Raw genomic sequence first — 13,970 nt, forward strand, 5'->3', positions numbered from 1 at the left:
CGCGTCACCTCTCCTCCTCGGCCAGCCGGGCGGCGGCCACCGCGGCCTGGCCGTAACTGATGCCGCCGTCCCCGACCGGTGCCTCGCCGCCCACCAGCACTCGCAGCCCCTGGGCGCGCAGCAGTCGCCGTACCTCCGTCAGCAGACGGGCGTTGACGAAGCAGCCGCCGCCCAGGCAGACGGTGCGCGGGGCGCCGTCCTCGACGGCTCGTGCGACGAGATCGGCGGTGGCGCGGGCGAGCGCGAGGTGGAAGGCGGCCGCCAGCTGCGCCACGGACTCGCCGCTCGTCCGCCGGTCCAGCAGATCGGTCACGGTCGGCGTCGAGTCGTAGACCCACAGACCGTCCGTCCGCACGATCCGGTGGGCCAGGGGCACCGCGGACACGGTGCCCGCCGCGGCCTCCAGAAGCACGGCCGCCTCGCCCTCGTAGCAGACGGTGTCCGCGAGGCCGAGCAGGGAGGCGACCGTGTCGAACAGCCGTCCCGCGCTGGAGGCTCGCGGGCAGTTGATCCCGCGGGCCACCATCGCGCGCACGGCACGGACCCCGGCCGGATCAAGGCGGTTGGTGAGGCCTTGATACAGCCGGGGACGGGGGCGCGGTGCGCCCAGTGGCTCGGAGTCCAGGAGATGGCCGAGCGCCGTGCGGGAGGGGTGGCGTACCGCCGCGTCGCCGCCGGGCAGGGGCGAGGTCGCGAACCTGCCCACACGGCGGTAGCCGCACAGATCGGCGACGAGGATCTCCCCGCCCCACAGGGTGCCGTCGTCCCCGAGGCCCAGCCCGTCGTACGCCACGCCGAGGAAGGGGCCGCGCACCGCGTGCTCGGCCGCGACCGCCGCCACATGCGCATGGTGGTCCTCGATGATGGTGGCGCGCGGCCCGCAGTCGGTGCAGTTGATGAACGGGTAGCGATGGCGCCGGTCCGCGGGGTCGTACAGCTCTCGCAGACACGTGGCGCAGATCGCGGCATCGGGTGGAATCTCACGGGGTGTTGTTCTGGTGAGGCGGGCCGGCCCGGCTCGTACGCAGAAGCCTTGGCCCATGGGGGAGTGTCCCTCGGTCAGGCGGACGCGCCGGACCCGGGCCAGCACTGGGCCCCCGGTGGCGAGGCGGGCGGCGAACTCGTCGATGGCGTCCGGGTCACCGGCCACCTCACCTTCCACGTGTCCGTCCACGTTCGCCACCCAGCCGTCCAGGCCGAGCGCCTTCGCGGTGCGGTACACGAAGGGCCGGAAACCGACGCCCTGCACGGTCCCGTACACCTGGAAGCGCCGTACGCTCATCGCTCCCCCCGGGCCGCAGCGACGCGGTGCCGGACGATCTCCTCCTCGACCGAATCGGCGAGGGGGTTCACGACGCCGGCGACGGCGGGCGAGAGACCGGTGCCCAGAGAACTGTCGGCACCCTCCACCGCGTAGATGACAAGATGCCCGGGCAGACGGCCCAGCACGCGGGCGAGTTCGACGGCCTCACCGAGTCCGAGCCCGTGCGAACTGGTCGTCGGCGGCCGGTCGAGACGCTCGGCGTCGAGCTCGATGCGATGGACCCGGCCAGGACTGCCGGGATGCGCATGTGCCGCGTCCACGACGACGGCGAGACCGGCCCCCTCCCACAGCCCGATCAGACGCCCGGGGTCGCCGTCGCAGGTGGCCAGCACGGTACCGGGCGGCAGGGGCCGGCTCTCGGCCCGCTGCCGGAGCCGGGCGACGACCGCCCACCCCACACCGTCGTCCCGCCGGAACTCGTTCCCGACACCGACGACGGCGATCCGCGCATGCGTCCGCATGCCTCCTACGGTGGCCGCCCCCGGCCAGGCGCGCCAGGGGCCGGAAGGCCCCGACCGAAGGAGGTACGGACCGCCTGGGCGGACGGTGCCGCCCTCGCCCGCCGTGTTCCGGCTTTCGAAGACGACGACCGGCCGGGTCTCTTCCGCCTCATGCCGCAGGGCCGACCGTCGTCCGGGGACGGCGGTGGGCGGAGTTTCGCGGCAACGGCTCCTCGCTTCCCGCGTTGCCGTACCCCGTTCCGGGGAGAGCTCGGATTGGCGGACAGGAGCCCGGACGGCTTGCGGAGAGGGCCTGTCGGCCCCTGTCCACGCGTCGGCATCGGCGCGACGCTGAGACCGGGAAGAAGGCCCGGTTTCCGGAGGTGTACGCCATGCTCCCGCCTGTTGTCGCCGGTGTCGACGGCTCCGCCGAAAGCCTGGCTGCCGCCGAGTGGGCAGCGCGCGAGGCCGTCCGCCGCGAGCGCCCGCTGCGGCTGCTGCATGCCGGGAACCGGCACCCGCGCCAGGAGGCCGGCGAGGTCACGGACGCGGCCCGGCGCGTCCTGCGACAGGCGGAGGTGCGCGTCCGCGCGACCTGCCCAGCCGTTCATGTGCACGACGAGCAGACCGAGGGACCGGCGACCGCGGCCCTGCTGAAGGCCGCCGAGGACGCCGGCCTGCTGGTACTGGGCTCACGCGGACTGAGCGGATTCACCGGTTTCCTCGTGGGCTCGGTCGCCCTCGGCGTGGTGACGGAGGCCACGTGCCCCGTTGTCCTCGTGCGGGCCGGCGAGGAAGCGGAGGACGAACACCTGCCGGCGGACGACGGTGATTCCTCGGTGGCCACCGGCTACCGGGACGTGGTGCTCGGTGTAGACGTCGACGACCCGTGCGACGAGGTCCTCGAGTTCGCTTTCGAAGGCGCCCTTCTGCGCCGGGCACGGTTGCGCGTTGTGCACGCCTGGCAGGCGCCTGGCCCGCTCACCCTGGGGCCCGGCGAGACCGGCCTCATGAGCGAGCCGGAGCGGGCCGAGGAGTGGCTGGACTTCCTCTCCGCCGTGCTGCGGCCGTGGCGCGACAAGTACCCCGACGTCGAGGTCTCGGAGACGGTCGTGGAGGACAAACCCTCCCACGCCCTGCTGAGGGCGGCGACCGGAGCCGGACTCGTGGTCGTCGGTCACCGGCTTGCCGGGCGACCGGTTCCGCAGCGTACGGGCCCCGTCACCCACGCCCTGATCCACCATGCCGACTGCCCCGTGGCCGTCGTACCCCACTTCTGAACGGGACCGGCCCAGCGCGGACGGACACACACCCGTCGGCCGGACCCCCGGACCGACGAGAGCACGGAGGAACCGCAGGAGGTGACCTCATGCAGAGGCCAGTCGTGGCCGGCCTGGACGGCTCGAGCGAGAGTCGCGCGGCGGCTCACTGGGCGGCCAGGGAAGCCCTGCGCCGAGGACTGCCGCTCCGGCTCGTGCATGCCTGGGAGGGCCTGCCCGAGGACGGCACCGCAACGAACCTGCCCGAGCTGCGTGCGCCGCAGTACTACGCACGCCGGATACTTCGCGACACGGTCGACCGGATCAGCGAACGGTATCCACAGCTGTACATCGCCGCCGAACAGGTGCGCAGGCGGCCCGGACCCGCGCTGCTGGCCGAGGCGGAGAACGCCGAGCTGCTGGTCGTCGGCAGCCAGGGGCTCAGCTCGCTCGGCGGATTCGCCGCCGGGTCGGTGGCCATGGCAACCGTGGCCCATGCCGAGCGCCCGATCGTCCTCGTACGGGCCCACGAGACCGCGGAGGACGAGCACCTGCCGGACGGCACGGGGAAGCCGTCGACAGACACCCCCTACCGTGACGTCGCGGTCGCCGTCGACATCGGCGGACCGTGCGACGACGTACTGGAGTCCGCCTTCCATGCCGCGCAGCTGCGCCATGCGCCGCTGCGCGCCGTGCACGCCTGGCATGTGCCGGTCATGCACGGCATCCCCGGTGCCGAGGAGCGGGCCCCGATCCGGCATCAGGCGGAACAGGAGCTCGAGGCACTCCTGGAGCCCTGGCGACAGAAGTTCCCCACCGTGTTCGTCCGGGAGCACCTGCACGAGGGCCGCCCGGCTCATGTCCTGGTCCGCGCGGCGGGCGGGGCGGGCCTGCTGGTGGTGGGCCGTCGCAGGAGGCATGCGGCGGTCGGCTCGCACACCGGTCCGGTCGCCCACGCCCTGATCCATCACGTCCGCTGCCCGGTCATGCTGGTGCCGCACGACTGATGGCGGCGCGATCCCCGGGCACTGCCCGTCCGCAGGGCCCGCCGACACAAGGAGGTCCGTGCCTCTCGGACTCTGCGGTCTCAGCACCGCCCTGTCACTCGATCGACCGCCGCCCGGGCATTCGCCGAGCGGTCCGCCGGCGGGGAGATCGGAGTCGAAGGGGACGAGTACCGGCGTCGGCGGGCCGTGCGTCGGGAACGGCTTCCCGCCACGGCAAGGCTCTCGATTCAAGACTCCGCGACCCCGGACGTGCGTGGCTATCTGGCTCTCAGCCCGGAACTTGACCACGTGTGGCTGGAGCCGGAAGGGGCCGGACGGACGAGCTGCAAGCCCCCTTCGGACCTCGCGGGAACGCGCCTGCGCTGCTTCCATGGAATGGGACGGAAGGGACTCGGAACAGACGCGGAGAAGTGATCGGCGATCACGCACCGCGCAATCGGGACCTGCGAGAAGCGGGTGGTCCCTTCCGCCTCATGGGCTCCTCCCTTGCGATCAGCCCCATAGGTACGCATGCGATTCCTCGCCCACGTCGTCCTCGGCTCGCACCCGTACGGCCGTGGTGACACCCCCTGCATCGATGTCCCTGAAAGTCACATGCCACACCTCCTCATCGTTCCGGTGGCGGATCGTAAGATGTAGTCCAGGCTGGCGGTGTGGAAGAAGTGCACCGAGCCGGGGTCGCCGCCGTGTTCGCCGCATACGCCGATCGTCAGGTCCGGCCGGGCGGCGCGGCCCTCGGCGACGGCGATCCGGACCAGGCGGCCCACGCCGTCGATGTCGAGCGTCTCGAACGGGGAGACGGGGAAGACACCCCGGTCGAGGTAGGCGGAGAAGAACTCCGCCTCGACGTCGTCGCGGGAGAAGCCCCAGGTGGTCTGGGTGAGGTCATTGGTGCCGAAGGAGAAGAACTGCGCCTCTTCGGCGATCCGGCCCGCCGTCAGGGTGCATGTGGACGGGCGTTCAGCCGAGAGAGTCGGCCAGTACGGCCGCAGTCTTCTCGATCGAACTTCGAGATACGCCCGCTCAGAACGGCAGGACAAGATCAGACATCCTTGGCGGGCCAGTCCAAAAGCCGCGCGCCGATGACCGCCGTCTGCAGCATGTAGCGGTGGGCCGGGTCGGAGGGATGGGCGCCGGTGAGTTGGTGGATGCGATCCAGGCGGTACGTCAGGGCACGCACGCTGAGGGACAGGCGGCGGGCGGCCTCGGCGGCGACGCAGCCGGAGTCGAAGTAGGCGGCGAGGGTGTCGAGGAGGGGTTGGGCACCGCCGCGGGCCGTCGTGAGAGGGCCCAGAGTGCCGCGGACGAGGTCGGCCATGGCTTGGCGGTCGCGGGTGAGGACGGGGTAGACCAGCAGGTCGGCGGCGCGCAGCACGGGGTCGTCGAAGGCGAGGCGCTCGGCGAGGTCGAGGGCGTTGAGCGCCTCTTCGTAGGACTGGACGACACCGCCGGGGCCGGGCTGGGGGCGGCCGATGGCGACCCGGCCGCCGTCGGTGGCGGCGTGCGCCTGCTTGGCGAAGTAGGTGAGTACCTCGTCCTGGTGGCCGGGGGCGATGCACAGCAGACGGCCGTCCTTGGTGGTGAGCAGGATGCTGCGGTCGCCGAATCTGGCTATGAGGGACCGTTCCACCTGGCGGAGCACCGGGGCGCCCTCGTCGTAGGCGGTCGGGCCCTCGGCGACGGCGACGGCGTGTGCGTGGGAGAGTCGCAGGCCGAAGCGTTCGGCGCGTTCGGCGAGGCGGCCGAGATCGCTGCGGCCGTACAGGAGGTCGTCGATGAACTCGCGGCGGGCGGCCTCCTCCTGACGCACGGCGAGGCGCTGGGCGCGCTCGAAGCCCTCGGCGAAGGCGTCGATGACCTGCTGTACGGCGGCCAGCGCGGCCGCGGCCGAGCCGGCGGTGCCGGGCCAGGCCGTGCAGGCGGCGGTGAGGTGCGTGCTCACCAGGGCACGCAGTGCGTGACCGGCCTCCGCGGCCTGCTCGCCGAGGGCACGACGGGAGGAGATCTCGTCCCGGGTCAGGCGCCGGCCGGTGGCCGCGACCTCGGCCAGGATGCGGTCGTAGCCCTCGAGATACTGCTCGGGCCCCTCCCGGTCCGTCATGTCGTCCCCCCGCCTTCCTGCATGTCTGTACGTACCGCTGACGCTTTCTTAACGGCCACCGGCATGCAGACAGTAAAGAACACTGCCGGGAACCGGCAATGCGGGGGCGGGATCTGGTCGTGCAGCATGGCTCGCGGGGAGCACGGCGGATGGTTCCGGTGCCGGACACCGGCAGGTGTCCGCACCAGGACCCGGAGGAGAGCCGTGCACCCGCCGGACACGACCGCTGCGCGCCGCAGCCGGAGAGGGGGGAACCGGGAGATGCAGACATTCCTCATGGCCGCCGCGGGGCTGCCCACCATCCTGCTGACCGCGGCCCTCGTCGTGGCCGTCTGCTTCTGGCTTCTTGCCGCCGTGGGCGTGGTCGGCGTCGCCGACTTCGACGCGGATGTGGATCTGCGGGCGTGGCGCATGGGCGGGGTGCCCGTGGCGGTCGCCCTGTCCCTGCTGACGGTGTTCGCCTGGTCCCTGAGCGTCGGGGCAGAGGTCCTGCTCGCGGTGTTCGCCCCCGCGGGACCCGTCACCGGGCTGTTGCGTCTGGTCGTACCCGTGGCGGCGCTGTTCGTGGCCTGGGGCGCGACCGGCCTGATCGTACGGCCGCTGCACCGCCTCTTCCCCGACGAACCCGGCCCGTCCGTGCCGCCAGGCGCGGCTCGCACGGGCGTCGCCGCGCTGCCGGGGGTGGGCTGCCAGGATGCCCACGACGCCGTGCATCAACCGTGGGACCGCGCCGCCTGAGCCGCGTGCCGGTGCCGCGTATCGCTACCCGCCTCTCCTGCTGTCGCTCGACTCCTCTTGCTCAACTCACTCATGCCTGAAGGACGTATGTCATGGATGCCATGATCGTCGGCATCGGCGCGCTCGTCGCTGCCTGCCTCCTCGCCGTACTTGCCGTGTTCCTCGTCGCCCGGTTGTTCCGCAAGGTGGAGCAGGGCAAGGCGCTGATCGTCTCCAAGATGCGCAAGGTCGACGTGACCTTCACCGGGCAGGTCGTGCTGCCGGTGCTGCACAAGGCCGAGGTGATGGACATCTCGGTGAAGACCATCGAGATCACGCGGGCCGGCAAGGAGGGGCTGATCTGCCGGGACAACATCCGCGCGGACATCCGGATCTCGTTCTTCGTGAAGGTCAACAAGACCGTCGAGGACGTCATCAAGGTCGCCCAGGCCGTCGGCACGGCCCGGGCCAGCGACCGGAACACGCTGCAGGAGCTGTTCCACGCGAAGTTCTCCGAGGCGCTGAAGACCGTCGGCAAGCAGCTGGACTTCACCGACCTGTACACCAAGCGCGAGGAGCTGCGGTACCGGATCATCGAAGTCATCGGCGTCGACCTCAACGGCTACCACCTCGAGGACGCGGCGATCGACTACCTGGAGCAGACGCCGGTCACCCAGCTCGACCCGGCCAACGTCCTCGACGCCCAGGGCATCCGCAAGATCACCGAGCTGACGGCGATCGAGCACGTGCGGACCAACGAGGCGCAGCGCACCGAGGAGAAGGAGATCACGCGGCAGAACGTCGACGCCCGCGAGGCCGTCCTGGAGCTGGAGCGCCGTCAGGCCGACGCCGAGATCAAGCAGCGGCGGGAGATCGAGACCGTACGGGCGCGGGAGGAGGCCGAGACCGCGCGGGTCGTCGAGGAGGAGCGGCTGCGGGCCCAGTCCGCGTTCCTGCGGACCGAGGAGCAGCTCGGCGTGCAGCGCGAGAACCAGGCCCGTGAGGTCGCCGTCGCCGCGAAGAACCGCGAGCGGGTCATCGCCGTCGAGAACGAGCGCATCGAGAAGGACCGCCTCCTGGAGGTCATCGCCCGCGACCGGGAGACCCAGCTGACGCGGATCGCCGCCGAGAAGGAAGTGGAGGCGGAGAAGCGGGAGATCGCCGAGGTCGTCCGCGAACGGGTCGCCGTGGACCGTACGGTCGCCGAGCAGGAGGAGTCCATCAAGAAGCTGCGCGCCGTGGAGGAGGCCGAGCGGGAGCGCCAGGCGGTCGTCATCGCCGCCGAGGCCGAGGCGCAGGAGAGGCTCGTCAAGGACATCAAGGCCGCCGAGGCCGCCGAGCAGGCCGCCGTCCACCGCGCCGCCGAGGAACTCACCCTCGCCGAGGCCCGGTTGAAGAGCGCCGACCTCGACGCGCAGGCCAAGGTGCGGCTCGCCGAGGGCATCCAGGCCGAGAGCGCCGCCGAGGGACTCGCGGCGGTCCAGGTCCGCGACAAGGAGGCCGAGGTCATCGAGAAGGCCGGCCGCGCGGAGGCCGAGGCGAACCGGGCGCGCATGCTGGCGGAGGCCGAGGGCGCAAAGGCCAAGGCACGCGCCGAGGCGGACGCCATCGGCGAGAAGCTCAAGGCGGAGGCCGCCGGTCTCACCGAGAAGGCCGCAGCGATGGCCGCGCTCGACGACGCGTCCCGCGGTCACGAGGAGTACCGGCTGCGGCTGGCGGCCGAGAAGGACATCCGACTCGCCGGGCTCGACGTGCAGCGGCAGGTCGCCGAGGCCCAGGCGACGGTGCTCGCCACCGGCCTGGAGAGCGCCGACATCAGCATCGTCGGCGGCGAGTCGGTCTTCCTCGACCGGCTGGTTTCCTCGATCTCCCTCGGCAAGGGCGTCGACGGGTTCGTGCAGCACTCCGAGACGGCCCAGGCGCTCGCGGGGCCCTGGCTGGACGGCACCGCCAGCTTCACCGACGACCTCGGCCGCATCCTCGGCTCGGTCTCCACGGCCGACGTGCAGAACCTGACCGTCTCCGCGCTGCTGATGAAACTGATGCACAACGGCGGCGCCAGCACCGGGCAGCTGAAGCAACTGCTCGACAGAGCGGGCGAGCTGGGCCTGGCCGACGCATCACTGGCCTCGCTCAACGGCAGCGCCACGTCCTGACCGGCTCGCGGTCCGGACCTGCCGCACAGGGGACGGCGGGTCCGGACCGCGTCCAGCCCCACTTCCTGGAAGGGAACCCATGACCACCGGCCTGGACACCGGCACGTACGAGGTGCTGCGCGACCGCCTGACCGCGCAGGCCGCCGAACTCGCCCGCCGCGCGGAGGCGCTCAATGCCCGCCGCACCGAGGAGTTCGGCTCCGCCCGGCTCGAACTCGCCGGCACGGAGCGGCTGCACACCGAGCACGCCTGCGTGCCCCGCGATCTCGTCGCCGTCGGCGACGTGCTGCTCTTCGGGCACAGTGCCCACCCCGGCCCCGAGTCCGCGACGAGTGTCGGTGACGTCTTCGCGCTGCACGACCGCGACCTGAACCGGCTGCCCGACGACGCCGTCCCCGGCCTGCTCGACGACCCGGCCTTCGTCCGAGAGTTCGCGGCCCTCCACCGCTACTACCGCCAGGCCCGCCTGCTGGAGCTCCGCAGGACCGACGGCAAGCTGCTGGCCGTCTTCCGGACCGGCGAGAAGGCCGGCGACATCCGTGTCCTGCGCTGGGCGGTCGCCGACGACGGTGAGGTGGTCTTCCTGGACGCGCGGGGCGACCGCGACCTCGTCCCCCCGCCGTCCCACGACTTCGCGTGGACGCGGACCACCCGCGAGCACCACGTGCTCGGCCGTCACCCGCACGTCTCCGTCGGGGGCGAGGTCTTCGTCAGCACGGTCGGCGGAACCCTGACGGTCAAGACCGAGGACGACACCGAGACCGGTGAGGGCATTCACGCCGAGCCGGTCGACGAGCCGCTCCAGTCCCTCGCCGACGCGGACATCGCGTACGCGCGCGTGGGTGCCCTCGTTCTGCTGCGCGTCCGCCCCTACAAGGAGGACGACCACCGCCACCTGGTCTTCAACACCCTCACCAAGGCTGTCGTCCGCCTCGACGGCATCGGCCGGGCTTGCCGCCGCCTGCCCGGGGACCAGGGCATCGTCTTCCCCGGCGGCTACTGCCTCGCGACCGGCGAGCACAAGACGTTCGACGGGGTCGACACCGCGGACCTGGAGTACGAGCGCACGGTCCGCTCCCCGAACGGCGAGGACGTCCTGTACGCCTTCCACGCGCGCGCGGAGGGCCGCAGCCTGCTGCTGCCGTACAACGTCATCCGCAAGGAGGTGGCCACCCCGCTGTCCTGCCGGGGCTGGGCCCTCCTCGACGACGGCACCCTCATGGTCCTGCACGCCGAAGGCGACGAACCCCGGCGCGTGCACCCGGTCCAGCAGTGGAACTCCCCGTACGTCTCCGACACGCATGCCGCCGCCCAACCCGTCGGCTCCGGGCCGCTGGCCCGCGTGGGCAACGCCGACCTGGTGCGCGGCATCTCCGACTGCCTGTCGCTCGCGCGCGCGGCCACGGAGACGACCCCGACGAGCGAGGTCTACCGGGAGCTGGCGGCCGCCTGCGTCCGGACCGCCGACTCCCACCACTGGCTGGGCGAGCCGGAGCTCGGCGACCTGGCCCAGCCGCTCACACAGCTACGGGACACGGCCGAACAGGTGCTGTCCGAGTTCGAAACGGTCCAGGACCTCACCCGCCGGGCCGCCGACGCCCTCACCGAAGCCGCCGAGCGCGTCGCGGCGGTCACCCGGCGGCTGCGCGGCGAGGCCCCGCGCGGTGCCGCCGCCTGGGTGGACGGCCTCACCGAACTCCGGCACGCCCAGGGCCATCTGCTCACCCTCAAGGACCTGCGGTACGCCGACACCGCCCGCATCGACGAGCTGGCCGCCGCCACCGAGACCGACCTCGCCTCCTTCGGGCAGCGGGCCGTCGCCCACCTGGCCCGCGAGGACGCCTTCGCCGACCACCGGGCCGACGTCGAACGGCTCGTCGCCGACGCCGGGGCGATCGCGACGGTCGCCGAGGCCGCGCCGCTCACCGCCCGCCTCGACGAACTCGCCGACGGACTGCGCACGGTGACCAACGCCGTCACCGGGCTCGACATCGGCGACGCCACGGTCCGTACGTCCGTCCTGGAGCGGATCGCCGAGGTCCTCGGCGGCGTCAACCGGGCCCGCGCCACCCTGGACGGCCGCCGTCGCGAGCTCCTCGACCGCGAGGGGCGCGCGGAGTTCGCCGCCGAGCTCACGCTGCTCGGGCAGGCCGTCACCGGGGCACTCGCGGCCGCCGACAGCCCGGACGCCTGCGACGAGCAACTCGCCCGCATGCTCGTACAACTGGAGAACCTGGAGTCACGGTTCGCCGAGTTCGACGACTTCCTCGGGGAGCTCGCGGACCGGCGCGACACGATCCACGAGGCGTTCTCCGCCCGCAAGCAGACCCTCGCCGACGCCCGCGCCCGCCGCACGGAGCGCCTGGCCGAGTCGGCGGACCGGGTGCTGCGGACGGTCACCCGCCGCGCCGGCGCGCTCGCCGACACGGACGCCGTCACCACCTACTTCACCTCCGACCCGATGCCGGCCAAGGTCCGCCGCATCGCCGACGAACTGCGCGAACTCGGCGACCGGGTCAGGGCCGAGGAGCTGGACGGCCGGCTCAGGTCGGCCCGCCAGGAGGCGCTGCGCGGCCTGCGCGACCGCACCGACCTGTACGCCGACGACGGCCGCACCCTGCGCCTGGGCACCCACCGCTTCGCCGTCAACACCCAGCCCCTCGACCTGACCCTGGTCCCGCGCGGCGACACCCTCGCCTTCGCCCTGACCGGCACCGACTACCGCTCTCCGGTCACGGACCCCGGCTTCGCGGCCACCCGCCCGTACTGGGACCGCCCGCTGCCCTCGGAGTCACCGGAGGTCTACCGCGCCGAACACCTCGCCGCCCGGATGCTGGAGGAGCACGGTCCGGCCGCCCTCGCCGGGGCCGACCTGCCCGCGCTCGTCGGGGAGGCGGCACAGGCGGCGTACGACGAGGGCTACGAACGCGGGGTCCACGACCACGACGCCGTGCTCGTCCTGCGGGCGCTGGTGCGCCTGCACGAGGGCGCGGGGCTGCTGCGGCACGAGCCGGGAGCCCGTGCCGCGGCCCAGCTTTTCTGGGCGCACGGGACGACGGAAGAGAAGCGCGAGAGCTGGACCCGACGTGCGCGGTCGCTGGCACGGGCGCGGGACACGTTCGGTCTCGCGCCCGCGATCGCCGACCTGCGGACGGAACTCGCGGAGGCCATCGGCGGCGACCACGCGGACACCGCAGCCGCGTACCTCTTCGAGGAGCTGACCACCCCGCCCGACGGCTTCGTCCTCGGCGCGGCCACCCGCACGCTGCTCGACAAGTTCCGCCGCACGGTGGGCACGTCCGCCTACGACGACGACCTCGCCGCGCTCGACGACCTGTCCGCCCGCAAGCAGCTCGTCGAGGCGTGGCTGACCTCGTACGCCACCTCGACCGGCGCGGACGTCGCACCCGACGACCTGGCCGAGGCGGTGGCGGCCGTCCTCTGCCCGGAGCTGGTCCGCTACGAGTCGGACGCGGAACTGTCCGAGACGGTGGAAGGGCTGCTCGGCTCCCACCCGCGCATCACCGGCCGCAAGCTCACCGTCCGCGTCGACGAACTTCTCGCGCGCACCCGGCACTTCCGCGTCCACGAGGTCCCCGCCCACCGCGCCTACCAGCGCCGCCGTACGGAATTGGTGGCCGCCGAGCGCGCCCGCCTCCGTCTGGACGACCACCGGCCGCGGGTGATGTCCTCCTTCGTACGGAACGGGCTCATCGACGAGGTCTACCTCCCCCTGGTCGGCGACAGCCTCGCCAAGCAGCTCGGCACCACGGGGGAGTCCCGGCCCACCGCCACCGGCGGACTGCTGCTGCTCATCTCGCCGCCGGGGTACGGCAAGACGACGCTCATGGAGTACGTCGCCCACCGCCTCGGCCTCATCCTCGTCAAGGTGGACGGCCCGGCGCTCGGGCACGCCGTCACCTCGCTCGACCCGGCGGAGGCCCCCAACGCCACCGCCCGCCACGAGGTCGAGAAGATCAACTTCGCGCTGGAGGCGGGCAGTAACACCCTCCTCTACCTCGACGACATCCAGCACACCTCGCCCGAGCTGCTGCAGAAGTTCATCCCGCTGTGCGACGCCACGCGCCGTATCGAGGGCGTGCGGGACGGCGAGCCGCGCACGTACGACCTGCGTGGCAAGCGGTTCGCCGTCTGCATGGCCGGCAACCCCTACACCGAGTCCGGCAGCCGCTTCCAGGTGCCGGACATGCTCGCCAACCGCGCCGACGTGTGGAACCTCGGTGACGTCCTGACCGGCAAGGAGGAGGCCTTCGCCGTCAGCTTCATCGAGAACGCCCTGACGGCCAACCCGGTCCTCGCCCCGCTCGCCGGCCGCGACCGCACCGACCTGGATCTGCTGCTCCGCCTCGCGCGGAAGGACCCGACGGCCCGCGCCGACCGCCTGGCGCACCCGTACGCCCTCGTCGAGCTGGAGAGGATCCTGTCCGTCCTGCGCCACCTGCTCACCGCCCGGGAGACGGTCCTGGCGGTGAACGCGGCGTACATCGCCTCGGCGGCCCGGTCGGACACGACCCGCACCGAACCGCCCTTCCGGCTCCAGGGCTCGTACCGCAACTTCAACAAGATCGCCCAGCGCGTCCAGCCGGTCATGAACGACGCCGAACTGTCCGCGCTGGTCGACGACCACTACTCGGCCGAGGCCCAGACCCTCACCACCGACGCCGAGGCCAACCTGCTCAAGCTGGCCGAGCTGCGCGGCACGCTGACGGACGAACAGGCCCGACGCTGGGCCGAGGTGAAGGCGGCGCACGTCCGCATGCATACCCTCGGCGGCCCCGAGAACGACCCCCTGACCCGCGCGGTCGCCGCACTCGGCCTGCTCGCGGACCGGATCGCGGCGGTCGAGACGGCGATCGACCGGGCCGCCGACCCTCGGCACCGGACGACGGCGGTTCCCCGGGCCCGCCTCGCGGCGCGCCCGGCCCCAGGATCCGAGAGCCGTTGA

The 13,970-nt window shown here is 72.6% G+C and carries 8 protein-coding genes and 1 pseudogene; 5 read left to right on the forward strand and 4 right to left on the reverse strand.

The features are described from left to right. Positions 1-4 precede the first annotated feature (4 nt). Positions 5-1,282, reverse strand: coding sequence for a Kae1-like domain-containing protein (locus IE242_RS22155; RefSeq protein WP_189861938.1), 1,278 nt, complete (start codon positions 1,280-1,282; stop codon positions 5-7). Beyond that, positions 1,279-1,785 (reverse strand): hydrogenase maturation protease, encoded by a 507-nt coding sequence (locus IE242_RS22160; RefSeq protein WP_030584493.1) that lies wholly within the window; start codon positions 1,783-1,785, stop codon positions 1,279-1,281. Before IE242_RS22160 ends, IE242_RS22155 begins: the two co-directional genes overlap by 4 nt. 371 nt (positions 1,786-2,156) lie before the next feature. Between IE242_RS22160 and IE242_RS22165 the strand changes: the two genes are divergently transcribed. Next, on the forward strand, positions 2,157-3,044 hold the full coding sequence (locus tag IE242_RS22165; RefSeq protein ID WP_189861940.1) for a universal stress protein: 888 nt from the start codon (positions 2,157-2,159) through the stop codon (positions 3,042-3,044). 89 nt (positions 3,045-3,133) lie between these two features. After that, positions 3,134-4,030 (forward strand): universal stress protein, encoded by an 897-nt coding sequence (locus IE242_RS22170; protein ID WP_189861942.1) that lies wholly within the window; start codon positions 3,134-3,136, stop codon positions 4,028-4,030. 632 nt (positions 4,031-4,662) lie between these two features. On the opposite strand, the pseudogene IE242_RS22175 reads toward IE242_RS22170, so the two are convergent. After that, positions 4,663-4,971, reverse strand: a pseudogene (locus tag IE242_RS22175) (putative PEP-binding protein); the annotation flags it as partial. A gap of 101 nt (positions 4,972-5,072) precedes the next feature. Next, positions 5,073-6,131 (reverse strand): PucR family transcriptional regulator, encoded by a 1,059-nt coding sequence (locus tag IE242_RS22180; RefSeq protein ID WP_189861943.1) that lies wholly within the window; start codon positions 6,129-6,131, stop codon positions 5,073-5,075. Positions 6,132-6,392: 261 nt separating this feature from the next. On the opposite strand from IE242_RS22180, the gene IE242_RS22185 reads away from it, so the two are divergent. The 3 genes from IE242_RS22185 to IE242_RS22195 all read left to right on the forward strand — a co-directional run bounded on the left by IE242_RS22185 (position 6,393) and on the right by IE242_RS22195 (position 13,970). Next, positions 6,393-6,869: a hypothetical protein gene (locus IE242_RS22185; protein ID WP_189861945.1), complete on the forward strand. Its 477-nt coding sequence runs from the start codon at positions 6,393-6,395 to the stop codon at positions 6,867-6,869. A 92-nt stretch (positions 6,870-6,961) separates the two neighbouring features. Continuing rightward, entirely contained in the window at positions 6,962-9,004 is a 2,043-nt protein-coding gene (locus IE242_RS22190; protein ID WP_189861947.1) for a flotillin family protein, read from the forward strand. Between the two features lie 79 nt (positions 9,005-9,083). Beyond that, positions 9,084-13,970: a DNA repair ATPase gene (locus tag IE242_RS22195; RefSeq protein WP_189861949.1), complete on the forward strand. Its 4,887-nt coding sequence runs from the start codon at positions 9,084-9,086 to the stop codon at positions 13,968-13,970.

The sequence above is a fragment of the Streptomyces poonensis genome (genome assembly GCF_014650915.1).
Classification (GTDB): Bacteria; Actinomycetota; Actinomycetes; order Streptomycetales; family Streptomycetaceae; genus Streptomyces; species Streptomyces poonensis.